The organism is Lactiplantibacillus nangangensis (assembly GCF_005405065.1).
In the GTDB taxonomy this organism is placed as follows: domain Bacteria; phylum Bacillota; class Bacilli; order Lactobacillales; family Lactobacillaceae; genus Lactiplantibacillus; species Lactiplantibacillus nangangensis.
On record NZ_BJDI01000001.1, the window covers coordinates 237916 to 263769 of the forward strand.

The 25854-nt window shown below is 47.2% G+C and carries 19 protein-coding genes; 17 read left to right on the top strand and 2 right to left on the bottom strand.

Annotated features, from left to right (window positions below):
* Positions 1-44: 44 nt before the first annotated feature.
* The 17 genes from rpsF to FFM70_RS01150 all read left to right on the top strand — a co-directional run bounded on the left by rpsF (position 45) and on the right by FFM70_RS01150 (position 21480).
* Positions 45-344 (top strand): 30S ribosomal protein S6, encoded by a 300-nt coding sequence (gene rpsF, locus FFM70_RS01070; RefSeq protein ID WP_137615014.1) that lies wholly within the window; start codon positions 45-47, stop codon positions 342-344.
* Positions 345-378: 34 nt separating this feature from the next.
* On the top strand, positions 379-987 hold the full coding sequence (gene ssb / locus FFM70_RS01075) for a single-stranded DNA-binding protein (RefSeq protein WP_137615015.1): 609 nt from the start codon (positions 379-381) through the stop codon (positions 985-987).
* Positions 988-1022: 35 nt separating this feature from the next.
* Entirely contained in the window at positions 1023-1259 is a 237-nt protein-coding gene (rpsR, locus tag FFM70_RS01080; RefSeq protein ID WP_057705745.1) for a 30S ribosomal protein S18, read from the top strand.
* Positions 1260-2229: 970 nt separating this feature from the next.
* The gene (locus FFM70_RS01085) at positions 2230-4242 is read left to right on the top strand and encodes a DHH family phosphoesterase (RefSeq protein ID WP_137615016.1); all 2013 of its coding nucleotides are present in this window, start codon (positions 2230-2232) and stop codon (positions 4240-4242) included.
* A gap of 12 nt (positions 4243-4254) precedes the next feature.
* The gene (gene rplI, locus FFM70_RS01090) at positions 4255-4707 is read left to right on the top strand and encodes a 50S ribosomal protein L9 (protein ID WP_137615017.1); all 453 of its coding nucleotides are present in this window, start codon (positions 4255-4257) and stop codon (positions 4705-4707) included.
* A 15-nt stretch (positions 4708-4722) separates the two neighbouring features.
* Positions 4723-6147, top strand: a complete 1425-nt coding sequence (gene dnaB, locus FFM70_RS01095) for a replicative DNA helicase (protein WP_137615018.1) — start codon at positions 4723-4725, stop codon at positions 6145-6147.
* Positions 6148-6260: 113 nt separating this feature from the next.
* Positions 6261-7466, top strand: a complete 1206-nt coding sequence (locus tag FFM70_RS01100; RefSeq protein WP_137615019.1) for an MDR family MFS transporter — start codon at positions 6261-6263, stop codon at positions 7464-7466.
* Between the two features lie 52 nt (positions 7467-7518).
* The gene (gene proB, locus FFM70_RS01105) at positions 7519-8307 is read left to right on the top strand and encodes a glutamate 5-kinase (RefSeq protein ID WP_171002268.1); all 789 of its coding nucleotides are present in this window, start codon (positions 7519-7521) and stop codon (positions 8305-8307) included.
* Positions 8308-8331: 24 nt separating this feature from the next.
* A complete protein-coding gene (locus FFM70_RS01110; protein WP_137615021.1) occupies positions 8332-9582 on the top strand; it encodes a glutamate-5-semialdehyde dehydrogenase in 1251 nt (416 codons plus the stop codon).
* A gap of 385 nt (positions 9583-9967) precedes the next feature.
* On the top strand, positions 9968-11866 hold the full coding sequence (gene glgB, locus FFM70_RS01115) for a 1,4-alpha-glucan branching protein GlgB (protein ID WP_137615022.1): 1899 nt from the start codon (positions 9968-9970) through the stop codon (positions 11864-11866).
* Positions 11863-13002 (top strand): glucose-1-phosphate adenylyltransferase, encoded by a 1140-nt coding sequence (locus FFM70_RS01120; RefSeq protein ID WP_137615023.1) that lies wholly within the window; start codon positions 11863-11865, stop codon positions 13000-13002. The genes glgB and FFM70_RS01120 overlap by 4 nt, the downstream gene beginning before the upstream one ends.
* A complete protein-coding gene (gene glgD / locus FFM70_RS01125; protein WP_137615024.1) occupies positions 12999-14171 on the top strand; it encodes a glucose-1-phosphate adenylyltransferase subunit GlgD in 1173 nt (390 codons plus the stop codon). The genes FFM70_RS01120 and glgD overlap by 4 nt, the downstream gene beginning before the upstream one ends.
* A complete protein-coding gene (glgA, locus tag FFM70_RS01130) occupies positions 14164-15603 on the top strand; it encodes a glycogen synthase GlgA (protein WP_137615025.1) in 1440 nt (479 codons plus the stop codon). Before glgD ends, glgA begins: the two co-directional genes overlap by 8 nt.
* A gap of 19 nt (positions 15604-15622) precedes the next feature.
* Positions 15623-18028 carry a glycogen/starch/alpha-glucan phosphorylase gene (locus FFM70_RS01135; protein WP_137615026.1) on the top strand — a complete coding sequence of 802 codons (2406 nt, stop codon included), beginning with the start codon at positions 15623-15625 and terminating at the stop codon, positions 18026-18028.
* A 22-nt stretch (positions 18029-18050) separates the two neighbouring features.
* Positions 18051-19868 (top strand): glycoside hydrolase family 13 protein, encoded by a 1818-nt coding sequence (locus FFM70_RS01140; protein ID WP_137615113.1) that lies wholly within the window; start codon positions 18051-18053, stop codon positions 19866-19868.
* A 287-nt stretch (positions 19869-20155) separates the two neighbouring features.
* A complete protein-coding gene (locus tag FFM70_RS01145) occupies positions 20156-20923 on the top strand; it encodes a Cof-type HAD-IIB family hydrolase (protein ID WP_137615027.1) in 768 nt (255 codons plus the stop codon).
* 68 nt (positions 20924-20991) lie between these two features.
* Positions 20992-21480, top strand: coding sequence for an AAA family ATPase (locus FFM70_RS01150; protein WP_171002269.1), 489 nt, complete (start codon positions 20992-20994; stop codon positions 21478-21480).
* Positions 21481-22230: 750 nt separating this feature from the next.
* Here the strand turns inward: FFM70_RS01150 and pgmB are convergent.
* Both pgmB and FFM70_RS01160 read right to left on the bottom strand, forming a co-directional pair.
* The gene (gene pgmB / locus FFM70_RS01155; protein ID WP_137615029.1) at positions 22231-22902 is read right to left on the bottom strand and encodes a beta-phosphoglucomutase; all 672 of its coding nucleotides are present in this window, start codon (positions 22900-22902) and stop codon (positions 22231-22233) included.
* Positions 22903-22915: 13 nt separating this feature from the next.
* The gene (locus tag FFM70_RS01160) at positions 22916-25639 is read right to left on the bottom strand and encodes a glycoside hydrolase family 65 protein (RefSeq protein ID WP_137615030.1); all 2724 of its coding nucleotides are present in this window, start codon (positions 25637-25639) and stop codon (positions 22916-22918) included.
* Positions 25640-25854: the final 215 nt, after the last annotated feature.

Sequence of the window (25854 nt, forward strand, 5' to 3'; positions counted from 1 at the left end):
TTCAAAAAGAAGGGGCCTGAAGTCCATAAGGAGGTGCAAATTTCATGAGTGAATCAAAGAAATATGAAATTACTTACATCGTACGTCCAGACATCGATGATGCTGCTAAGACAGCTTTAGTTGATCGTTTTGACAAAATCTTAACCGATAACGGTGCAGAAGTAATTGATTCAAAAGACTGGTCGAAGCGTCGTTTCGCATACGAAATCGGCGGTTTCACTGAAGGTACTTATCATATCGTTAACTTAACGACTACTGATGATGCCCCATTGAACGAATTTGATCGTCTTTCAAAGATCAATGATGACATTTTACGTCACATGATCGTTCGTCGCGAAGACTAATTAATTCGAAATAATTTACGAGAGGAGCACTTCTATGATTAACCGTTCAGTTCTTGTTGGCCGACTAACAAGAGATCCCGAATTACGATACACTTCTGGTGGTGCCGCAGTGGCGTCGTTCACTTTGGCTGTTAACCGGAGTTTTACTAATCAAAATGGGGAACGTGAAGCAGATTTCATCAATTGCGTCATTTGGCGTAAGGCTGCTGAAAATTTTGCAAACTTTACCCATAAAGGGTCACTTGTTGGGATTGATGGCCGGATTCAAACCCGGAATTATGAAAACCAACAAGGACAACGCGTTTATGTTACAGAAGTGGTCGTTGACAACTTCTCATTATTAGAATCACGCGCAGAATCTGAACGTCATCAGGCTGCAAATGGCGGTAACGGCAATAATAATGCTGGTTACAATAATAACAGTGGGTATAATCGTCAAGACCAAAATGCAGCTCCTCAACAATCTTCATCGAATAACAATAACAATCCTTTTGGTAATGGTAATCCAGCTAGCGCTTCGAGCAGCAATGCTCCAGCCGGTAATAATGGCGCCCCAACGAGTGGGTCCAATAATAACCAAGCTGATCCATTTGCCAATAATGGGGATCAAATTGATATTTCGGATGATGATTTACCATTCTAGTAGCTTAGCTACAGATATCGAGGAGGGAAATACCAATGGCACAACAAAGAAGAGGTGGCCGTCGTCGTCGTAAAGTCGACTTCATCGCCGCTAACCATATCGAATATATCGATTATAAAGATACTGATTTATTACGTCGTTTCGTTTCAGAACGAGGCAAGATTTTGCCACGTCGTGTAACGGGTACTAGTGCTAAGAACCAACGTTCTTTAACTATTGCTATCAAACGCGCACGGATCATGGGCTTATTACCATTCGTTTCTGAAGAATAATTAAAGCCACTTTAAAAACCACAGACTTCTGTGGTTTTTTTGTTTTGGTCTAAAAGTTTGAAAGATAGTTGATCATTGCCGCTTCCGGTTGTTGTTGATCATATGCGGCCGAGGGACCGGGCCAAGCCTCAGGAACGTCTTGCCCCTCGCCTGGAAGCCTTGCTTAAAACCGCAAGTCTCCCAGACGGTCCGTGGTGTAAGACCGGAAGAGCATCGGTCAAACGCCACCCACACGGCCGATGCCATCAACAACCACCTACAGCTAGTCAACTTCTCTGAATGATTGGACAATTGTTTAAACTTAGCGGAGTCAGTTAAAATTGGTGTACTGTGTCGGCAGTGCTAGCAAGAGCGGATTTTGCGTGATCGAGTGATAGTTCGCATGGGACCATTTTAGGCGTAGCTAACGCAAGTATTACTGGATTCACGGTTGTTTTGATACCTTCAACCTCCGGAAAAAATATATTTTACGGCCTGTTTTAGCACATTATCGGCAAAGAAATATGTCATGGCGGGTCACTCAAAACATGGGTTAACATGGCTAAGAACGTTAACCATATTTTTGAAAGTGTGTATCAATTCTGGCTAAAAGGTTGCTAGGACACAGCTTTGAGGGGTGTTAAACTTCAAAGAGCAGTGCTTTGATTTAGAAGAGGGTTGGATATAGCCGGAGGTTGCTGCTGATAGCATCGGTCGTGAAGGTGGCGTTTGGCCGGGTATTTTCCGGCCTTACACCACGGACCGGCCGGGACAATTGCGGTTTTTGCAACTGTTCCGGGCGAGGGACAAGACGTTCTTGGCTTGGCCCGGTCCCTCGACCGCATGTTATCAGCGGCAACCGGAGGCGGAAATGACGTGCCAATTTCTAGTGGCATAGCTTGTCTGCCCCTTTTCACAAGCAATCGCTGAAACGGACCCGTGGTTTGTGATAAAATATAATTATTACTGAGAACACTTGAGGGAATTTCAAATGAAAAAGTTTTTTTCGCGCGAAAACATTCCATTTTTCTTACAGAATCAACAACTACGCCTGTTAGCTTTAGTTATTTTTGGCTTGTCGTTGATTACTTTGGTAACCGGTTTTTTGATGAATTGGATTTTTGGCACCGTGGTGCTCGTTCTAATCATCATGGCCGGCTTTATGTCGTACAACACGTTGATTGAGTTGAGTTCTAGCGCCAATGAGTATATTTCAGATCTCTCGTATCGAATCAAACGCGGTGAGCAAGAAGCGTTGATCCAGATGCCAATTGGGGTCTTGATCTTTAATGCTGACCAGTCGATCGAGTGGGTCAACCCGTATTTACAACGGTACTTTGGCAACCAAGATGTTATCGGCTATCACTTGGAAGATGTGGATGAAGAACTGGCAGCGGCGGTTAGCGCCAATTTAGAGACGCCAGCGACGATTCGTTGGCAAGATTACCAGTTTGATTTGCGCGTCCAACAGAGCACTAACACGGTGTATCTGATGGATGTGACAAAGTATGCCGAGCTTGAGGATCAATTTGAGGCCGAAAAGCTGGTGATTGGGCAGATTTTCTTGGATAACTACGATGAAATCACGCAATCCATGGCAGATACCGATATTTCAAATTTAAATAATTACGTGACGAATGAATTATCGAAGTGGACCCAGATGTTTGGGATGTATCTCAAACGCTTGGATGATGACCACTTTTTCTTACTCGGTTACGCCAGCAGCTTGCAACGGGTCGAAGCGAATAAGTTCCGAATTTTGGATCGCATTCGTGAGTCGACTTCGAAGCAAAACTTCCCATTAACGTTAAGTATTGGGATTGCGTATGGCGAGCGTAATATGAACACCTTGGCTGATTTAGCGCAAAGTAACATGGACCTGGCGCTTGGCCGGGGGGGGGATCAAGTCGTGGTGAAAGCCGAAGACGAACCGGCTCGTTTCTATGGTGGTAAGACCAATCCAATGGAAAAACGGACCCGAGTTCGGGCACGCATGATCAGTCAGACGCTCCAAGAATTAATGAATCAGTCGGACCAAGTCTTCGTGCAAGGGCATCATCAACCAGATATGGATGCGGTCGGGGCCTGCTTAGGCATTCGTCGGATCGCGGAAATGAATGATAAGCAATGTTGGATCGTTTTAGATGAACAGAACTTGCATTCAGATATTCAACGGTTGCTTGATCAGCTGAAATCGGACGAAAAGATCGAAGCGTCGATTATCTCTCCAGCGGAAGCCTTGGAAAAAGCCACCGATCAAAGTTTATTGGTCATGGCGGACCATTCGAAGCCTAGCATTTCGATGTCCAAGGAACTCTACGAACGACTTGAAAATCGCGTGATGATTATCGATCATCACCGTCGAGGCGAAGAATTTCCGGAAAACCCCGTTTTGGTTTATATTGAACCATATGCTTCCTCAACTTGTGAGTTGATCACTGAAATGTTCGAATACCAGTCACATGACGCGGAACCAATCAATAAGATTGAAGCCACGGCGATGTTGACTGGGATCGTCATTGATACCAAGTCCTTCTCACTGCGTTCAGGTTCGCGGACGTTTGATGCCGCCAGTTATTTGCGGTCAGCCGGGGCGGATAGCTTACTCGTCCAACAATTCATGAAGGAAAACGTTGATAGTTATTTGCAACGGAATCATTTGATTGAATCGGTTGAATTCGTCAATCAGGATATGGCGTTGTGCGTCGGCGAAAATGATCAGGTCTACGATCCGGTCACGGCGGCGCAAGCGGCGGATTCGTTGCTATCGATGTCGGGCGTCGATGCGTCCTTTGTCGTGACGCGCCGTGAAGATGGGCGGATCGGGATCTCGGCCCGTTCCTTGGGTGAGATCAATGTTCAAGTTTATATGGAAAAATTAGGTGGCGGTGGTCATTTGTCGAATGCCGCGACCCAAATTGAAGGGCAGTCAGTTGAAGAAGTTAAGCAAACTTTGATTGACTTGTTAACCGCACCAGATGATAAAAATCCAGAAGCTAATTAGGAGTGAATACACATGAAAGTTATTTTTTTAGATGATGTACGTGGTAAGGGTCAACGAGGCCAAGTTAAGAACGTTCCCGATGGCTATGCAACGAACTTTTTGATTAAAAAAGGACTTGCTAAAGAAGCCACTAAAGCGGCTATCAATACGTTAAAAGCCGAACAAAAGAATGAAGCTGCTAAAGAAGCCGAAGAATTGGCAACTGCCAAGACGACTAAAACGGCTTTAGAAGACGATGCAACCGTTGTCGAATTGACTGCGAAGGCCGGAAAAGATGGCCGGTTATTCGGATCGATTCCTAGCAAGCAAATTGCCGCGGCTTTGGCAGATCAATATCAAGTTAAGTTAGACAAGCGTAAGATCGAATTACCAGAGCCAATTCGGGTATTAGGTTACACTAATGTTCCTGTTAAGTTACATTCTGAAGTAACGGCGAAAATTCGCGTCCACGTAGTCGAAAAATAAAAGGACGGACCGTACATGAACAACGATGGGTTGAATCAAACGCCACCACAAAATATTGAGGCTGAAAAAGCCGTCTTAGGGGCTGTTTTTCTAAATAGTGATGCCTTAGTTGAAGCGATGGAATTCGTGGAAGCCCAGGACTTTTATCGGCGCGCACATCAAATTATTTTTGCCAGCATGGTCACCTTAAATGACCGTGATGAAGCCATCGATGCCGTGACGGTCAGTGACCTTTTGACCGCGCAAAATCAGTTGGAAGATGTTGGCGGGATGAGCTACATCGCTGAACTAGCTGGTTCTGTGCCAACTGCGGCCAATGCGGGTTACTATGCGAAAATCGTCGCCCAAAAAGCGACTGTGCGCCGGTTGATCAAGACGGCGACCGAAATTACGACTAAGGCGTACACTGAAAATGATGACGTCACGACCTTATTGGATGATGCTGAACGCGATATTATGAATGTCTCGGAACAGCGAAACCAGAGCGGGTTCAAGTCAATTTCCGATGTGTTAAATTCCTCAATTGAAGAGATCGACCGGTTGTATCAAAATGATGATGATATTACCGGTTTACCGACGGGTTTTACGGAACTCGATAAGATGACGGCCGGACTGCAACCAGATAACTTGATTATTTTGGCGGCTCGTCCAGCCGTTGGGAAAACGGCTTTTGCCTTGAACATTGCGCAAAATGTCGCCACGAAGACCGATACGACCGTCGCTATTTTCAGTTTGGAAATGGGGGCCGAATCGTTGGTCAACCGGATGCTTTGTGCGGAAGGTAGTATCGATGCCGGTCATTTACGAACGGGGCAATTGGATGAAGAAGAGTGGGAACACTTAGTTGTCGCAATGGGGAGTCTCTCCAAAGCCAGCATCTTCATTGACGATACTCCCGGGATTAAAATGTCCGAAATTCGGGCAAAGAGTCGGCGCTTGGCAAAAGAACAAGGTAATTTAGGGTTGATCGTCGTCGATTATTTGCAACTGATCGAAGGTGGCAATACTGAAAGTCGACAACAAGAAGTTTCCGAAATTTCACGTCAAATGAAAAAGTTAGCCAAAGAACTGGGGATTCCAGTCATTGCGCTCTCACAGTTATCACGTGGCGTGGAACAACGGCAAGATAAACGACCAGTGCTATCAGATATCCGTGAATCTGGGTCAATTGAACAAGATGCCGATATCGTAGCGTTCCTGTATCGTGAAGATTATTATCGCGATGAAGGCGGCGATGACGATAACGGTGGCGGTAATTTTGGTGGCAGTGGTGGCGACTTCAACGGTGGTGATCCGCGTGATGAGGATGATCAAGATGTCGGTGAAGTCGAGGTCATTATTGAAAAGAACCGGGCTGGTGCGCGGGGGACGGTTAAGTTATTATTTGTGAAACCATTTAATAAATTTTCGTCAGTTTCCTATGCGCAAGAGCCACAATAAAATAAAGCTGGCTTTCAATCTTCGGGTTGAAGGCTTTTTTTCTGCCTAGCATCTGTTATTTTAGTAATAGTTTGCTATGATAAAAATAGTGCTCTAAAAAAGGTGGCGATGTCATGGGGCGGAAACAAACGATCGGGATTCCATGGTTAATTGTCGGTCAGTTTATGAATAACATCGGGATGAGCTTTATTTGGCCGTTAACGACGATCTACATGCACAATGTGTTAGGCAAGTCGTTGACCGAAACTGGGGTCGTCTTGATGCTCAATTCAATTGCCAACGTACTCGCAAGTACGCTGGGTGGCCGGATCTTTGACCGCAGTAATCCGTATTACTTATTATTAATGGGAATTTTACTCAATGGTCTGGCTAATTTTAGCCTGATTTTTTTACATGGTTGGCCAATGTATCCGATCTTATTGGTCGTCACGGGGTTTGCGAGTGGTTGGCTGAATACGATGTTCAACGCACTGGCTGCCAGTGTGCCGCACGATAAAGTCCGGCGAACCTTTACGTTTATGTATTTGGCAGCCAATCTTGGGGTCGTTTTTGGCACGATGTTTGTTGGGATCGTCTATAGCATGGGGATGGCGTTGTTATTCTCGATGGTCACTGGCTTATATGTGATTTTCTTAGTGATTGCCTTTCTGGAATATAACGTGGATTCTTCAGACGTCACGGGCGTTGATCCGCGGCAAGCTAGAAATGTGAAATTACCTAAAGCTAACGCCCGGATGGTTTGGACGTTTTTCATTAGTTTATTCATCATTTGGCTATTATATGAACAATGGGTCAGCAACTTATCGGTCCATATGACAGATCTCGGGATGCCATTACGTAATTACAGTTTCTTATGGACCGTCAACGCGGGACTATTAGTGATTATTCAGGGAATTTTAAGCTTGCTGGGTGATCGCATTAAAAATTTATATTATCAATTCTTCTTTGGCATGTTATTTGTGGGCTTATCATTCTTATCGTTGGTCAGTGCACACGACTACGGGCACTTTGTCTTTGCGATGGTCTTACTGACGATTGGCGAGGCGACTTGGTCACCAGCCATGCCAACACTAGTCAGTCAACTTTCACCGGTGAGCGCTAAGGGTCGCTATCAAGGCTTAGTGCAGGCTTTTAGTGCCTTAGGACGTTCACTTGGGCCGTTATTTGGCGGGGTCGTGATCGATAATTGGTCCTATAAAGCACTATTTTTACTGGCTTTTGTGGTATTGTTAATCGTATTAGTGGTTAATATGGGTGTGGTACACGTTAATCAACATCAGGCGAAGAATTATCTCAATACCGAAATTAAATCAGAGTGAGTGTTTCACGTGAAACAAAATAACAAAAAAGTTGGTGTCAGTTTTGAAAGTCATGCGTAAATTAAAAGCGAAGCGGGTCGTGATCAAAGTTGGGACGAGTACGTTAGTTTATCCCGATGGGTCGATCAACTTACGAGCCATCGACCAGCTGGCTTTTGTCATCAGTGCCATGCGACATCGTGGCCGTGAAGTCGTCTTAGTTTCTTCCGGGGCAATTGGGGTCGGACTCAATTATATGGGCTTGAAGCAACGACCTAAAGCGATTCCGGAACAACAAGCGGTCGCGGCAATTGGTCAAACGGAGTTGATCTCCATTTATAAAGAACGCTTTGCGGTCTATGAACAAAAAATTGGCCAGTTACTGTTGACGCGAGATATTTTTGTCTATCCAAAGAGTCATCACAACGTTTTAAATACGTTTGATGCGCTCTTGGCTCAAAATATTGTCCCCATCGTTAACGAAAATGATACGGTGGCGGTTGATGAATTGGATCATGAAACGAAATTTGGCGATAACGACCAATTGTCAGCCATCGTAGCGACTAATATTGGTGCGGATCTTTTGATCATGTTGTCAGATATCGATGGTTTCTATGACGGTAATCCGAATGGTGACGCCAAAGCGAACTTGTTACCACATATCGAAACGGTCAATCAGCACACGTATGAGTTAGCTGGTGGCAGTGGTAGTCGTTTTGGGACTGGTGGTATGGTCACAAAGCTAAAGGCCGCTGAGCGGATGTTGAACGCAGATGGTCAAATGATTCTCGCTAACGGCGAAGATCCGTCAATTATCTTTCAGATTTTAGCCGGCGAACCCGTGGGAACACTATTCGGGTAATCAGAGGTTATAGGAGGGTTCAAAATGGATGAGGCAACAAAAACGTTAACGCAGCTCGGCCAACAGGCACAAACTGCCAGTTATGACTTGGGCTTATTATCGACGACGAAAAAGAATGCCGTTTTACGTGCGATGGCGACGGCGTTAATGGCGCATCAAGCTGAAATTTTAGCGGCAAATGCCAAGGACTTGGAAAATCCCCAAGTCGCGGATAAATTTATTGATCGCTTGACCTTAACAGCGGACCGGTTGACTGAGATGGCAACTGGCTTGAAACAAGTCGCGGCTTTACCGGACCCAATCGGGAATGTGGATCGGGCTTGGCGCAATGAAGCCGGGCTGATGATTGCTAAGGAACGGGTGCCATTAGGTGTTATCGGGATGATTTTTGAAGCCCGGCCGAATGTCACGGTCGATGCTTCCGCACTCTGTTTTAAGACGGGTAATGCGGTTATTTTACGAGGTGGTAAGGAAGCTTTACACTCCAATCAGGCATTAGTCAGCGTCTTACGAGGCGCATTAGCGGCGGCTGACGTCAATCAGAATGCCATTCAATTGATTCAAGACACGTCGCATACGACGGCGGCGAAGTTTATGCAGTTGACTGATTATATTGATGTTTTGATTCCACGTGGGAGTGCCCGTTTGATCCAAGCCGTTTTGGCCCAAGCGACCGTGCCCGTGATTGAAACGGGTGCTGGCAATTGTCATGTTTACGTGGATCAAGCAGCGCAACTACCCATGGCGACAGCTATTGTGGTTAACGGTAAGGTCCAGCGGCCCTCGGTCTGCAACGCGACTGAAAAGCTATTGATTCATCGCGCGGTGGCGGCCAACTACTTACCAACCATCATTACGGCGTTACGCGACCAAGGGGTGGAAGTGCGCGGTGATGCCGCCACGCAGGCGATTATCCCGGATGTCGTACCAGCCACGGAAGCGGACTGGGGGACTGAATACAATGATTTGATTATCGCGGTGAAGGTGGTCGATTCAGAGGCTGAAGCCATTCAACATATCAATCACTATAACACGCAGCATTCAGAAGCGATCGTGACGGATAATTACCAAGCCGGTAAGCTGTTCCAACAACGCGTTAATGCGGCTTGCGTTTATATCAACGCCTCGACACGCTTTACCGATGGCTTTGAATTTGGTTTTGGGGCTGAAATCGGAATTTCTACGCAGAAACTCCATGCCCGTGGGCCCATGGGCTTAGCCGAATTGACCTCTTACAAGTATGTCATCGACGGCAACGGGCAAATTCGCCAATAATCAGAGTTTCCCCGTTTCGACTCTAAAAATAGATCTAAAAAATCAACTGATAATTCCAATTTATGGAATTATCAGTTTTTTTATTGATTAGACAACTCAACTTATCAACTTTGTGAATTTTTTACTACTTCTTAAGGAAAACTTAATCTTTTTGTGACGCTGATGAAACCGGATTAGATGGGGATTCTGTGAATAGTCGTCACGCTACAGTTTGCACATTCTAACGGTCTAAAACTTATAATCCTTATTAAAACGGGCTTTATAACCAATGTGAATGACTTAATAAGCCTACTTAATCAAGGATAGGCAAAACCTTAATTGCTCCGTATACTTAGGGCAAGTTCTAATATTGTTCAACTAATCACATGTAGGGGGTGTGGCTACTTTGTCAGATTCAGAAACAGCTGTAACAACCCAGAGTTATTTATTTAACACGGGGCGGGGATTTCAAAGTCAGGATTATTTAGGTTGTCACTGGGAAGCCGATGATCAGGTCAGCTTCCGGGTTTGGGCGCCACAAGCACAGGCGGTGGCAGTCGTGGGGACGTTTAACGATTGGCAGCCAACCGCCTTGACCTTAGTTGGAACCACGGGAATTTGGCAAGGTCGTTTGACGGACGTTCAAGCGGGGGACCTCTACAAGTTTCAGATCACAAGTCAGCGTGGTGAAAAACAACTCAAAATCGATCCATTCGCGCAACAATTTGAGCGGAAGCCTGGCGACGCGGCCGTCGTTTTGAAGCCGGTCGCACGGCAATGGCACGATAGCTTATGGTTGGCGCGGCGTAAAAAGTCACATCCGGAGAATCGGCCGATCAATATTTATGAGGTGCATTTGGGCTCATGGCGCCGACATGATAATGGTGATTACTATACCTACGCAGAGTTGGCGGCGGAATTGATCCCGTATGCGCATCAGATGGGCTACTCTCACGTGGAGCTAATGCCGGTCATGGAACATTTGTTGGATGCGTCATGGGGCTACCAGCAGTTGGGCTATTTTGCACCAACGAGTCGTTTCGGGACCCGCGAGGACTTTCTGAGTTTTGTCGATCAGTGCCATCAAGCCAATCTGGGCGTCATTGTCGATTGGGTGCCGGGTCATTTCATCCGTAACTATGACGCGCTCTATCAATATGACGGGACGCCAACTTATGAGTATGCAGATCCAGATCGCGCGGATAACCGGCGTTGGGGCGCTTGGAATTTTGATCTCGGTAAGACGCAAGTTCAGAGTTTCTTGATCTCCAGTGCCTTGTATTGGCTCAACGATTGTCATTTGGATGGGTTACGGGTCGACGCCGTCTCGAACATGTTGTATTTAGACTACGACGAGGGACGCGAAGGTCAAGTAAATCAATATGGTGATAATCGCAATTTGGCAGGCATCGCCTTTTTACAGGAGTTGAATACGGAAGTCTTTCAACGGCATCCTGACGTCCTGATGATCGCCGAAGAATCCTCCGCCTATCCGCAAGTGACGGGCCGCGTTGATCAAGGTGGCCTCGGCTTTAATTTCAAGTGGAATATGGGCTGGATGCATGACACGTTAGACTTTTTTGAAATGGACCCCTTGTATCGGCATGACCATTTCAACTTGTTGACGTTTGCGTTTGTTTACATGTTTGATGAACAGTTTATTTTGCCATTTTCACATGATGAAGTGGTGCATGGCAAGAAGTCTTTGATGCATAAAATGCCGGGGGATCGCTACAATCAATTTGCCAATTTACGGACAATGATGACTTATATGGCGGCGTTCCCTGGGAAACAGCTCAATTTCATGGGTTCCGAATGGGGGCAATTTTTGGAATGGCGTGATTGGAGTCAGTTGGAATGGGTCGATCTAAAAGACCCACTCAACCATCAGATGCAGCAGTTTACGGCCGCGCTGAATCAGCTCTACCACGCGAACCGACCATTATGGGAACTCGATCATCAGCCAGCTGGGATCATTTATAGCAATACGGATGATGCCGCTAGTTCAACGTTTGGTTTCATCCGGCAAGCGAAGCGCAAGTATAGCTTTGTGGTCGCGGCCTTCAATTTTGTCCCAGTTGAACGGCGGCAGTACCGTATCGGAGTGCCGTACCCGGGTGAGTATGAACTGTTGCTTAATACCGAAGCCAAAGCGTTTGGGGGAACTTGGACGCAGTTGGAAACCACTTTTACGGCGATCGATGAACCGTATAAGGGGCAACCAGCGAGTTTTGAAGTTACGCTGCCGGCCATGGGCGCGTTGCTCATCCGGCCGAGCAAAGTCAAAGGGGAGTCGAAAAAATGAATGATGAAATGTTAGGCATTATCTTAGCCGGTGGTCAGGGGACCCGTCTGGGCAAGCTGACCAAGGGCACGGCCAAACCCGCGGTACCGTTTGGCGGCCGTTACCGGATCATTGATTTTACATTGAGTAATTGCGCTAATTCTGGCGTCAATACGGTTGGCGTGATCACGCAGTATCAACCGCTAGAATTGAACGCGCACATTGGCAATGGGTCGAGCTGGGGCTTAGATGACTTAAACGGCGGGGTCACGGTGCTACAACCTTATTCATCCAGTGAGGGTGAAAAGTTCTTCGAAGGCACGGCGCACGCCATCTATCAAAATATTGAATATATCGATCAACAGAACCCGAAGTATTTGCTCGTCTTGTCTGGCGACCATATTTACAAAATGGATTACGATGCAATGCTCGATTATCACAAGGCGAAGAAAGCCTCACTGACCGTCGGCGTTATTCCAGTCACGAAACAAGAAGCGAAGCGCTTTGGGATGATGAATACGGATGAAACCGACCGGATCATTGAATTTGAAGAAAAGCCGGAACATCCGAAGAGCGACAAGGCGTCCATGGGGATCTACATCTTTAATTGGCCAACGCTGCGTGACTATTTAGTTAAGAGTTATGCGACGGATAAGTCGATGGAAGACTTCGGAAAAAATGTCATTCCATCCTACTTGGCGCACAATGAATCTGTCTATGCGTATGCCTTCAAGGGTTACTGGCGCGACGTGGGGACGATCCAAAGCTTGTGGCAAGCCAACATGGAATTCTTGTCACCGCATAATCGCTTGAATATTGGCGATAATAACTGGCGGATCTATTCTAAGGCGCAAGTGCTGCCGCCGATGTTCTTAACGGAGACGAGCCAAGTGAACAATTCAATGATCGTGGATAGTTGCTATGTCGCTGGGGAAGTCGATCACTCGATCTTGTCGCAACGCGTCTCCGTTGGGATGGGTAGTCGGGTCGTCGACAGTATGGTGATGCCTGGCGCGACGATCGGGAAAAATGTGGTCATCGATCATGCGTTAGTCGGTGAAGAAGCCGTGATTGGCGATGATGCGATCGTGAAAGGCACGGCGACAGATATTGCCGTGGTTGGTTATGACGAAGTTGTGGGGGTGGAGAAACCATGAAACGTGGAAGTGTAAGTGCAATCATCAACTTGGTGGAACCATGGGAAGCGTTGGAACCATTGACCAGCGAACGACCCGTGGGAATGCTACCGTTTGGCGGCCGTTACCGGTTATTGGATTTTCCGTTATCGAGTGCCATTAATGCTGGCATTCAAAACGTAATGGTGACCTCGCCACGTTCTGGTCGTTCGGTTTCGGATCATTTGCGGAGTGGGCGTGACTGGAACCTCGATACGATTCGCGGGGGCCTATTCATGTACCCCTACAATGATTTGAAATTAGTCGCGCCAGAAAAAAAGGCCAAATTGATTCACCATTACTATGACAACTCAATTTTATTCTTAAAGCGCAGTCATAGTGAATATTCAGTGGTCATGAGCACGCGCAATGTGGGCAATATCGATTTGAAGGCGTTGCTCCGTTATCATGAGGAACGCGACAATCCGGTCACGACCGTTTATAAGAGTGTTGATCCCAACCAATTAACTCCTAAAAATACGATTTTACAATTGACGGATAAGGGGATGGCGACAGCGGTGATCCCAACCGCCAAAGCTAAATTAGCTAAAACTGCTAAAAAAGCCGCCAAAAATATGGATATTTATTTAATGAGCACGGTGGACTTAATTGAGATCTTAGATGAGGCTAATCGGCGTGGTGACTTGATCAGCTTGGAAGAATTAATGAAGCAAGCGGTCATTCAACACAATGCGAACGCGTTTGAATATACAGGCTTTCAAGCAAATATTCATGACTTGCCGAGTTACTTTGCGGCCAACATGGCGATTTTGGAAGAAGCCAACTTCCGGGCCCTCTTCTATAGCTCACGGCGAATCTACACGAAGGTTAAGAACGAAATTCCAACGTTCTTTGCGGAAGGCTCACAATTCCGCGCTAGTCTGTGTGGGACTGGCGGTTACATTGAAGGCCAAGTTGACCACTCCGTCATCTTCAGAAATGTACTGATCAACCGTGGCAGTCAGATCAAGGACTCTGTCATCATGCAAGGGACGCGTATTGGTGCTGGGACTAAGGTTGAGAACGTCATCATCGATAAGAATGTGGTGATCGGTCCGAACTTGGTTTTGAAAGGGACACCTACCGAACCGTTAGTCATCAGTAAGGGTGAACATATCTTTCGCCAAACGGAGGTGGTCACCAGTGACTAAAGTGTTGTTTGCCGCTGCCGAAGCTGCGCCATTTTATAAGACTGGTGGGCTAGGCGACGTTAGTTTGGCCTTACCACAGGCGTTACGCGCGGCAAAGACGACGATTCGCGTCGTGATTCCGTACTATGAAGCCCTTTTTCCGGAAAAGTATCGTGATCAAGTCAAAGATGTCTTGCACTTTACGGTACAAGTCGGCGATAAAGCCCAGTATTGCGGGATTAAGACGCTAAAGCTGGCTGGGCTGACTTACTATCTGATCGATAATCAAGACTACTTTGGGCGTGAGGGGTTGTATGGCTACTGGGATGATGGGGAGCGGTTCGCGTTCTTCCAAATGGCAATCTGTGAAATGTTAGAGCGAGTCGACTATATTCCAGACGTACTCCACTTGAATGACTGGCACACAGCCTTTATTCCGGTACTTTTGAAAGAAAAGTATTACTGGATCAAGGCTTATCGGCACATCAAGACTGTTTTGACGATTCACAATATGCAATTTCAAGGGATTTACGATCCAATTATTTTGGACAGTTTGTTCAAGATCGGCTGGCAGACTTTTAATGAGGAAGGCATTGCCTTTTATGGGCAGGTCAACTTTTTGAAGGCTGGGATTAATTTTGCGGATGCCGTCAATACAGTCTCACCAACTTATGCTCAGGAGATTCAAACGCCACAATTTGGGGAACGATTAGATGGTGTGTTGCGCGCGAATCAGGGTAAGTTGAGCGGCATTATGAATGGGATCGATATGAAATTGTACGACCCAGCCACGGATGCGGCCTTGACCGCAACGTATACGGCAAAAGATTTGGCGCCCAAAGCGCTCGACAAGGCGGCGCTACAAACGGCGGTCGGTTTGCCAGAAGCGGATGTGCCCGTTTTAGGGGTCGTGTCACGACTGACAACGCAAAAAGGGATGGATCTCTTGTTGGACGCGTTGGATGACTTTTTGAAGGCGCAGTCCGCGCAAGTGATCATCTTAGGAACGGGCGATCCCGCGTTAGAGCATGCGTTTGAAATTTATCAGTTGGCCTATCCAGACCAAGTTGCGGCGCAAATTAAGTTTGACGTGAAGTTAGCGCAACAGATCTATGCCGGGAGCGATATTTTCTTAATGCCATCCGCTTTTGAACCATCCGGTTTATCACAAATGATGGCGATGCGTTATGGCACATTGCCGTTAGTCCATCTGGTTGGTGGATTGAAAGATACGGTGGTGCCGTATAACGAATACACCGGCGCGGGGACGGGGTTCGGCTTCGATGATTATACGCCGGCCGTGCTACGAAAAATGATGACGATGGCCGTGAACTTGTATACGCAAGATCCAACAGCTTGGCGGCAATTGCAGCAACAAGCGATGTTACCGGACTTTGGCTGGGCGAAGTCAGCCAAGAAGTACCAGCAAGTTTATCAGACAATCATGAGTTAGGTCTCAGGGGGTGCAATTTTTGAAGTTAACATTAGCACAGTTTAAACGAGATTTTTTAGCAGAAATTAAAACGTTATATGCCACGGATCTCAGCGATACGTCGTCGCTCGGCCAATTTATTGCGTTAGGGCATTTAGTTCGGCGCTATAACGGCTCACATTGGCAGGACACGGCGGAACGTTATCGCAAACACGACCAAAAACAAGTTTATTATTTTTCCATTGAATTCTTGCCGGGGCGGCTATTGAGTTCTAATTTACTCAATTTAGGGCTGTTGGACACGGTGCGTCAAGGACTGAGCGAACTTGGTCTAGATTTTAAGACCATCAGTGCCGCTGAACCAGATCCCGGGTTAGGAAACGGTGGCCTTGGCCGACTCGCGGCTTGCTACATGGATTCGATGGCGAGTCTGGGAATCGCTGGTAACGGGAACGGGATTCGGTACCGTTACGGCCTCTTCAAGCAAGTGTTCATGGATGGTTATCAGGTGGAATTGCCCGACGATTGGTTGCGCAATGGGAACGTCTGGGAAGTCCGGCGTGAAAATAAAGCCTGTCTGGTTCGTTTTGGCGGGAACGTGTGGATGGCACCACAGCCTGACGGTAGCTTAAAGGCCATGTACGAGCACACTGACGACGTTTTGGCCGTCCCATATGACATTGGTATGATTGGTTATCAAAATGACGTGACCAACACGCTACGCCTCTGGTCAGCGGAATTACCACCAAGTGCGGACAATAGTTACTATTCACAAGCCCAACGCGACCGCATCGATGACATCACGAAGGTGCTCTACCCAGACGACTCTAATTCGGAAGGCCAAGCGCTACGCTTACGACAAGAATACTTCTTCTCATCCGCTGGTGTTCAAAGTATCTTGCGGCACTTTGGGTTACGGCATCAAGGCATGAAAGAACTTGCCAAAAAAGTGGCGATTCACATTAACGATACGCATCCGACACTCGTCATTCCAGAAATGATGCGGATCTTGCTGGACGACCATCACTGTTCTTGGGAAGTCGCTTGGGAGCTGACAACGAAGGTCATGAGTTACACCAACCACACGATCATGCAGGAAGCCTTGGAAACTTGGCCAATCGACATGTTCAAGGGGCTGCTACCACGGATCTATCAAATCGTGGTTGAAATCGATCGGCGTTATCGAGCAGCCAAGACACCGGTCTTTGGCGAAGACTTAGTTAATCGGACGGCACCGCTGGGCAATGGGCAAGTTCGGATGGCCTTTCTAGCGGTCATCGGTAGCCATAGCGTTAATGGCGTGGCGCCGTTGCATACGGAATTACTGAAAGCCGACGTGCTGCGCGACTTATATCAAGTCTACCCAGAACGCTTTAACAATAAGACGAACGGCATTACGATGCGGCGTTGGGTACAATTGGCGAATGAGCCGTTATCGACCTTGATCGATTCGAAGATTGGGCCAACTTGGCGGCAACAGCCGAACCAGTTGAAGACGCTGGCAGCTTATCAAAATGACGCGAAGTTCCTAAAGCAACTCACCGCGGTGAAGACGGAAAATAAGGTTGCGTTAGCGGCTTATATCAAGTCTGAGTTAGGAATTGACGTGCGAACGGATGCCATCTTTGATGTTCAGATCAAACGGCTGCACGCGTATAAGCGGCAATTATTACACGTCTTTGAGATTATTCGCGAATATTTGGCGATCAAAGACCATCCTGAAACGGTTGAACCGGCGCGGGTCCATGTCTTTGGCGCTAAAGCTGCTCCGAGTTATCACTACGCGAAGTCGATCATTAAATTGATCAACGCCTTGGCGGACCTCGTAAACCATGATCCCAAGGTCGGAGACCGCTTGAAGGTGGCCTTCATTCCGAATTACGGCGTCTCGCTGGGTGAGTTGATCATTCCAGCAGCGGATGTCAGTGAACAGATTTCGACGGCCTCAAAAGAAGCCTCCGGGACGAGTAACATGAAGCTGATGGCGAATGGGGCCGTTTCCCTAGCGACCTTAGATGGGGCAAATATTGACATCATTGAGGCGGCTGGTGAAGGCAACGAGTATTCATTCGGCCTGACTGCCAAGGCGGTCTACGGTTACTACGAACGTGGCGATTATCACGCGGCTGACTTTTATAATGCCGACCCCGAGCTCAAGCGGATCCTCGAAACATTAGTGGATGGCACGATTCCGGGCATCAGTACGGAAGGGCGCGAAATTTACGACTCACTCTTACGCTACAATGATGAATACTTTGTGTTAGCGGACTATGAGAGTTATGTTCAGCAGCAGCAGCAGATCAGCGAAGATTTTCAAGATCAACAGTTATGGCAACATAAAGCCTTAGCGAATATTGCGGCCGCCGGGATTTTCTCGGCTGACTTAGCTGTGGCACGCTATAGTGAAGATATTTGGCAAGTCCCACACGCCAAATTACTCAATTAGAAAAGGAGGTCGGGGGATGATGATACAACTCGAGTATGATTCGTTTCAACCCCAATATAAAACCCCCTTTGGCGCCGTACCCCAGCAAACGCCGGTCCAATTCGCACTCAATGTGAAGACTAGCGCAACGATCGGACAAGTGACGCTGTGTATCGTGCACGATGGTCAGTGGGATGCGGAACACCTGCTGCCGATGACGGCCATAACGGCGACACGTTATCAGGTGAATTTTACGCCGACGCAAGCGGGACTCTATTTCTACTATTTTCAGGTCAGCACGAGTCGTGATACGGTCTTCTATGGTTGCGTTGACGGCGGTTATGGGGGCCGTGGCGTGCAATACGCGCGGCGTGAACAAGTCCAGATGTACCAGTTGACGACGCTCGCGGCTGTCGAAACTTTGCCTAAGTGGTATCGCGAAGGGGTGGCCTATCAAATCTTCGTGGATCGTTTCTACAATGGCAATCCTGATGGTCACGTGAACGCGCCCAAGCCCAATAGTTTTATTTATGGGCGCGCGAGTGATCGACCGTTGTACGTCCGCGGGGCTGGTCAAGAGATTTTGCGCTGGGACTTCTTCGGCGGCAACCTGCGTGGTATTGAAGCTAAAATCCCCTACTTAAAGAAGTTAGGGGTGACGATCTTATATTTGACACCGATCTTTCAAGCGACGAGTAACCATCGCTATGATACCGGTGATTATCTGAAGATTGATCCTGTTTTGGGGGACCTATCCGATTTTGACCATTTAGTCCATGCATTACACCAAGTCGGAATGCGGCTGATTTTGGACGGGGTCTTCAACCATGTTGGCGTCGATTCACGCTACTTTAACCGGAGTGGGCATTATGATACAGTCGGCGCCGCGCAAGCGCGGACGAGCCCATACTACCCTTGGTTTACCTTCATCAACTATCCAACCGAATACGATAGTTGGTGGGGTATCAGTGACTTGCCGACTGTGGATAAAGAAAATAAAGCTTATCGCGACTTTATTTTTGGCGCAGCCGATTCAGTGATCGATTATTGGACGTCGCGTGGCGTCGATGGCTGGCGTTTGGACGTGGCGGATGAGTTGCCAGATGACTTTATCGCGGGGATTCGACAAGCGTTAGACCATTATCCTGACAAGGTTTTGATTGGCGAAGTCTGGGAAGACGCTTCTCACAAACTCGCTTATGGGCAACGCCGTCATTATTTAGAAGGTGGCGGGCTGCAAGCGGTGATGAATTACCCGTTACGGCGGTTGATCATCCACGTTTTGACTGGCACAATGGCGCCCGTTGAGTGGTGGCGTGACTTGATGACGTTAAAGGAAAATTATCCTAAAACGACGTTCCAGTTCAATTTCAACAATATTGGGAGTCACGACACGCCACGCATCTTAACGATGTTACAAGAAGACATGGCGCGGCTGCGATTGGCGGTCGGCATGCTACTGACATTGCCCGGCGTCCCGTGTCTGTACTATGGTGACGAGGCTAAGATGACGGGCGGGAAAGATCCTGACAATCGCGCTTTTTATCCTTGGGCCAACGCCGATCTGGCTGAAATTCGGGTGGTAGAGCAGTGGACGCATTGGCGTCAAAACCATCCGTGGCTCAATACCGCTAATTTTGCGCCATTCTATTTAGCGGACTACGGTATTGGCTACGTTTACTGGCAAGACCAGCAACAGGTGCTAGTGGTGATCAATGTCACGACGATGACCCATGAGATTACCGCGGCCGCTTGTCAGTTAGACGTGGTTCCAGCCCAGCTGGCGACTGCGATCAAACGGCGGCTAGTTGGTCAAGCGCTGAGTGGCAACCAATTGCAACTTATTGAAAACTTTACTTGAAGTTTACATGAATACGATAGTTTAGACGGGGACTAGTGGGTATATTGTAAAGGTACTTCTTAATCAGCACCCCGCGATTATGTCATTAAGAAGTATCCCCGTCGATCCTTAAGAGACGTAGAAAAAGTCATGACTTTCCTTGATTGGTCATGGCTTTTTTGATGTGTCCGTTTCTAGATGAAAGTGACAGACCCGATTTTCATAGCTGATCAGGTTCCGCGGTATAATAGACCTAGTGAAAACTGGCTTAAGGCCAGTTCTCAACTGTTTCACTAGGAGGTAATTGTGTGTACCAAGCAGTAGTATTTTTCGACCTGGATGGCACGTTGATGCAAGACGATAAAACGGTGGCCCCTAGCAGTGTTGCCGCAATTCATCAGCTCAAGGCCAATCATGTGCTACCAGTCATTGCGACCGGGCGCAACGTGTTTGAGGTCGCGGATATCATGCGACAGACCGGTATCGATTCGATCGTGAGTGCCAATGGGAGCTATGTGCAGTATGAAGGGCACTTTTTAACGGCCCATGAATTGGATAAGGGGTTACTTGAGGATATTACGCATTATGCCAATCAGCATCAGGATGCTTTGGCTTATTATAACGACGCCGGTTTTGCGTTAAGCCATCGCAATGCGTTGACAGTTGCGAATTATCGGAGTTTGGGACAAAAAGCCCGGGTGCAGCCAGACTTCTTTTTACGCGAACATATTCATTTTCTGCTGACATTTGACCCCATCAGTGCGGAAAAGTATCAATGGCGTTATCATGGCTATTTGAGATTCGTGCGGAATAATCCGCGAGCGCTCGATACGATGGCTTGGGGTGTTTCCAAGGCGACTGGGATTCGTGAGATTCTGGTCAAAGCTGGCCTCACCAACGTGCCAACGTACGCTTTTGGTGATGCGGCGAATGATTTGGAAATGTTCCAACTCGTGGATAAGCCAATTGCAATGGGAAATGGGTTAGCGAACGTTAAAAGTTTAGCGGCTTATATTACCACGGATAATATGCATGATGGCATTAAAAATGGGTTAGCTCATTTTGGGCTGATTTAGGGGTAAAAAAACGGATTGACGCGTGACCAGTTTTGGCCTAACCTTGGCGTAAAAAGGGGTTGGGCGTTGTGAAATTGGTGGTTTTACGGGGGAATTCTGGTGCCGGGAAAACGACAACGGCACAAGCGTTATTGACACGTTTAGGTCCGACAACGTTACTACTCAGTCAAGATACGATTCGGCGGGTGATTTTAAAAGCGCCGGATCGGGTTGGAACGCCAGCGATTACACTCATTCAGGCGTTGATTACTTGGGGACAAGACCAGTCGTTTGAGACGATTATTTTAGAGGGTATTTTGAAAAAGTCAGTGTATGGGCCAATGTTAGCAACGTTGAAGCAACAGTGGGGCGCACAGATGCTGACGGTCTACTTTGAGTTACCCTTTGAGGTTGCTTTAAAACGCAATCAGATGAAGCCCAATTCCTTTGACCAAGCCACTTTAATGAGCTGGTGGCAGGCTAATGACTTACTCGGCTATGAAGATCTTCGTTTTGGACCAACAGTAACGTTGGACGAACAGGTGCAACTGATTACTGAAAAATTGAGTGTCTTATAGCGCTGGATAGCTGAGCTTGCCGCTGCAGCCGAACTGGCTGACGCTGGAACGTGGTGGGCCGTTTGTGAGCCAAAGGGCGGTCTCACAAGCCAGCCTTTCACTAGGCCAGCAAACGACGCTGACCAAGTGAAATTTCACCACTGAGCATCAGCCAGTTCGACCTACGCTAGTGAAGAAGGACTATTTAGAACTAGTGCTAATAGGACTAGCTTTCCTAGATATTAATGATTTGTCAGGTAGGCTTGGTGACTAGTCATAGACAAAAACACTTTAAAACTGATAAATTATCCTTTTTATAACAGTACAAAGAAGCAGCTAACGTTACTGGCTAGCTGCTTCTTTTGACGTGGAATGCTTCCCCTGATTCCTTTTAACCCCTTAGAGATTTGATTATTAGAGTAGTGGATTAATCGTATAAATATTGGCGACCCTGCCTTTATTGATTTCAAGCAGGGCTTACTGACTACTGTTTAAAACAATTGTCTAGTCGGAGGTCGCCGTTGATAGCATCGGTCGTGAAGGTGGCGTTTAGCTGGTGATTTTCCAGCCTTACACCACGGACCGTCCGGGACAATTGCGTTTTTGGCAACTGTTCCGGCGAGGGGCAAGACGTTCCTGGCTTGACCCGGTCCCGCGACCGCATGCCATCAGCGGCGACCGGAGACGGCAACGCAAGTATAAGTCTGATTAAAAAATGACCCGTAATGCCGCAATTAAGCAGTCATTACGAGTCATTTTTAAGCTAATGGATTAAGCCATTGCAGCTTCGATATTACTTAAGGTTAGTTGAGCAGTTTCGGTGAAGTTGACGTCAGCAGCGGCTAAGACCTTTGGATCGCCAATCCCAACGGACGTCTCACCCGCACCGTTGATCGATTGAACGCCGGCTGCGGCATCTTCAACCCCGATACATTGAGCTGGATCTAAGTTGAGGATTTCAGCGCCCCGACGGAAAATTTCTGGATCGGGCTTGCCATGCTTCAAGCTAGCTGGGTCAACGGACTTAGTGAAGTAGTCGCTTAAACCTAAGTGCTTGAGGACTAATGGCGAGTTTTTAGAAGCTGAGGCCAATGAAAGCAAGTAGCCCTTAGCTTTTAAATCATCCAAAAACGCTTGAATGCCAGGTAAGATGTTGGCTGGTGTCATTTGCGCAACTAATTTCAAATAGTTGTCATTCTTTTCAGTTGCCAAGGCTTCTTTTTCGGCAGCCGTGAAATCATTTTCCTTATGATCACGTGCCAAAATCAAGTTTAGTGAATCCATCCGGCTAATGCCTTTCAACGCATCCGCTAAACTGTCATCCCATTTAACGCCAACTTTGTCAGCGACTTGATGCCAAGCCTGACTGTGAAAAATCGACGTATCCGTAATAACCCCATCTAAATCAAAAACAAATCCTTTAATATCAGCAAATTTTGCCATTTGAAACTTCCTCCTAGTTATGAGCGTATGCCACGGTAAGTGGTTTCTTAGCTTGTAATTGATAATCTTTACCAGCAATCGTAATCGACCGTTTTTGGTCGGCCGTGACCGTGACCTTTTCATGGTTAATGACAAACGTATAGTGGGCGCCGCGGAACGTGTGCTTGAACTTCAAAGCTTCCCAATGATCTGGTAATTGTGGCGCTACTTGTAGCTGATCTGCTAAAGCGCTGACACCACCAAAGTTCCGCGTTTCAAGTAATAACGTGGCACACATGACCCCAAGATGAATCCCTTCGGCGGTCGTCCCACCTTGAATGTCGTAGTAGTCCGAGAATAGCGCTTCTGAGAAGAGTGACCAAGCTTGGTCGTAGTTTTCATCCAGTTGATTTAGAACCGCATAGACGATTCGTGACAGCGTTGAGCCGTGGGTCGTCCGTTCCAAATAATATTGAATGTTGTGCGTCAAATATTCCTTTGGTAAGGTATAGCCGAGCTTTTCAATCAATTTCTGGACGGTTGGGACGTCAAAATTGTAAAAGGCCATCAACGCATCCGCTTGTTTAGCAACTTGGTAGGCATCTGGTGTCTTACCTTCCGCTTTGAGAATCCGGTCCATCCGCGAAATATCACCAAACTTTTGCCGATAAGCATGAAAATCTAATGTTGGTAAGTTGAAGTAGCCTTCAAATTGCGCAATAATCCCACTCTTGTTGATTTCCAGCGTTAACTTGTGACTGATGTCCGCCATTTTATTGGCGAGCTCGGTATTGAAAGCTGCTGCCGACGCCGCCTTTTGATAGGCAGCGTTGTCAAGCTGTTCACGCAATTGTGCGATCGTGTCGAACAGCCAAGCTACCATGAGATTGGTATAGGCATTATTTTTCAAGCCTGGTGTTTGGTTGTTCGGATAGTTTTCGTGAAATTCGTCCGGCCCCATGACGCCAGCGATACTGTAACGGCCAGTCGTCTCATCATAAGTCGCTTTACTGATCCAGAATTGCGCGATCGATAAGAGCATTTCCATCCCATATTTAGCTAGAAAATCAGTATCTTGCGTGATATGAGTGTATGTCCAAACATCATACGCAATATCCAGTGAAACGTGCCGCTGTAACCGACTATTGTCGGGATCCCAAGCTTGGGTGATCGGGTTCAAATGGGTGAATTGCGCCTGTTCGTCACCTTTTTGCGCGGATTGCCAAGGATACATTGCGCCGGCAAAGCCCGCGGCCTTCGCGTTAGCTCGAGCGGCCGGAAGTCGACGATAACGATACATTAAGAGTTGCTTGGCGAGTTCCGGTCGATGCAAACTGTAGAATGGCAACATGAACATTTCATCCCAGAACACATGACCCCGATAGGCTTCACCGTGTAGTCCGCGCGCCCCCGCAGAAGCGTCTAGTTGGCCACTTTCTAAGGCGGCCGTTGAGACAAGACTATGGTAGATGTTGACCCGAGTCAGTCGTTGGCTGGTCAGGTCGCCGCGAATTTTAATATCGGCATCATGCCAAGTTTTGGCCCAGTAGTCGCTGCTAGCTTTGACGGTATCGTCGAAGCTAGCTTGGGCTAGGGACGATTCTACCGTGTTCAGCAACGTGTCGTTTGCCACATTGCTCGTCGCGATGACCACGTTTTTATCAAAGGTATAGGTCTGCCCAGCCTGCACTTCGACGGAAAGCGTCTGTTGCACACCCTGTGGCTGATTTTTGAGTTCGATTAGTTGGCTCGTCTCACAATCGGGGCTTGTTAATTTAGCACCAAAAGTGTAATTAATCTTGGACGATTTAGTTTCGCCGGCGAGGGTCATTGTGTTCCCACAAGATTCCATACCTAATGTTTGTAAATGATGCTGGTCAAAAACATTATACCGACTAACGTTGCCGTTGACAACGCTTCCATCAATTTCGGAGTAGATTTGCAAGCTACCAGAGAAGTTGAGGGGGGTGACCGTGTAGCGAATGCTGAAACGGTGCCAGTCTTGCATATTAGCCAGTTTTTGCGATTGGACCTGCAGCATATGGCCGGATTGCAACTGAATTAGCATCGTTGTCGTCAAAATTCCAGTTTTTAAATCGAGACTCCGATAAACGTCTTGAACGTCGCGGTCGTTGATCGTAAACGGTTCTTGGTGATCGACCCCAAACGTGATAAATTGGGCGTTGGGCAGGTTGACTAGGTCTTCATTAACGACATCGTGATCTTTGATCGTCGTGGTTTCTTGGTCAAAGACACCGGCCACATAAGTGCCAGGATAATTATTTTTATCGGCACGCGCTTCGACGTAGGCGCCGCGCAAGCCAAAGTAGCCGTTGCCGACTGTTAGCATGGCTTCTTGCCCGTTGTTACGGACGCCTTGATATTGACCATAATAGTCGAGGTGCCATTTTAAGTAAGTTTTTTTAGCTTTTACTGCGGCCACGAGTCCGTCTTGGTCGACGGCTGCGCGACTCACAACTGGAATATTTAGCAGATTGGTTAGTGCTAAACCAACGTCAATCCGATCGTAATTGACCCCCACAATTGTATCGGAAAAGGCGTAATCCAAGCCGTTTTCAAGAATCGCCGCGTCGAATTTGAGCCCCGCTAATCTGACTTTGATATTTTCTAGGTTATCGTTAATTGATTGGTCTGGATTGTAAGCAATCGCGTAACGGGTCGTTGCTGGGCCGTCAGCGCTTGGGTAGTAAGCAATGTTCATCGCATCGTTTTCAATTCGTAATTTAATCAGTTGCATTGAATAACCACTCCTTAGTTAGTTGACTGAAAAAACGTCATAGATAAGTAGAAAAAGTTTATCTCACTATCAAGCCTAGACCAGATTTTTGGGTGTTTCAAATATTGTCACCGTCAGCGCGGTCCTGTTCGCAGAAAGATGAAATTAATAATTAAGTTGAATAAACTAGTGTGTTTACTTGCTTTCACGGGAGTTTTCAGGACGATAATTAAAGT

Excerpts from the sequence above, each read along its gene's own strand:
- rplI (WP_137615017.1), top strand. The coding sequence starts at position 4,255 with ATGAAAGTTATTTTTTTAGATGATGTACGTGGTAAGGGTCAACGAGGC.
- proB (WP_171002268.1), top strand. The coding sequence starts at position 7,519 with ATGCGTAAATTAAAAGCGAAGCGGGTCGTGATCAAAGTTGGGACGAGT.
- FFM70_RS01100 (WP_137615019.1), top strand. The coding sequence starts at position 6,261 with ATGGGGCGGAAACAAACGATCGGGATTCCATGGTTAATTGTCGGTCAG.
- FFM70_RS01120 (WP_137615023.1), top strand. The coding sequence starts at position 11,863 with ATGAATGATGAAATGTTAGGCATTATCTTAGCCGGTGGTCAGGGGACC.
- rpsF (WP_137615014.1), top strand. The coding sequence starts at position 45 with ATGAGTGAATCAAAGAAATATGAAATTACTTACATCGTACGTCCAGAC.
- rpsR (WP_057705745.1), top strand. The coding sequence starts at position 1,023 with ATGGCACAACAAAGAAGAGGTGGCCGTCGTCGTCGTAAAGTCGACTTC.
- glgD (WP_137615024.1), top strand. The coding sequence starts at position 12,999 with ATGAAACGTGGAAGTGTAAGTGCAATCATCAACTTGGTGGAACCATGG.
- FFM70_RS01085 (WP_137615016.1), top strand. The coding sequence starts at position 2,230 with ATGAAAAAGTTTTTTTCGCGCGAAAACATTCCATTTTTCTTACAGAAT.
- FFM70_RS01160 (WP_137615030.1), bottom strand. The coding sequence starts at position 25,639 with ATGCAACTGATTAAATTACGAATTGAAAACGATGCGATGAACATTGCT.
- dnaB (WP_137615018.1), top strand. The coding sequence starts at position 4,723 with ATGAACAACGATGGGTTGAATCAAACGCCACCACAAAATATTGAGGCT.
- FFM70_RS01110 (WP_137615021.1), top strand. The coding sequence starts at position 8,332 with ATGGATGAGGCAACAAAAACGTTAACGCAGCTCGGCCAACAGGCACAA.
- ssb (WP_137615015.1), top strand. The coding sequence starts at position 379 with ATGATTAACCGTTCAGTTCTTGTTGGCCGACTAACAAGAGATCCCGAA.
- pgmB (WP_137615029.1), bottom strand. The coding sequence starts at position 22,902 with ATGGCAAAATTTGCTGATATTAAAGGATTTGTTTTTGATTTAGATGGG.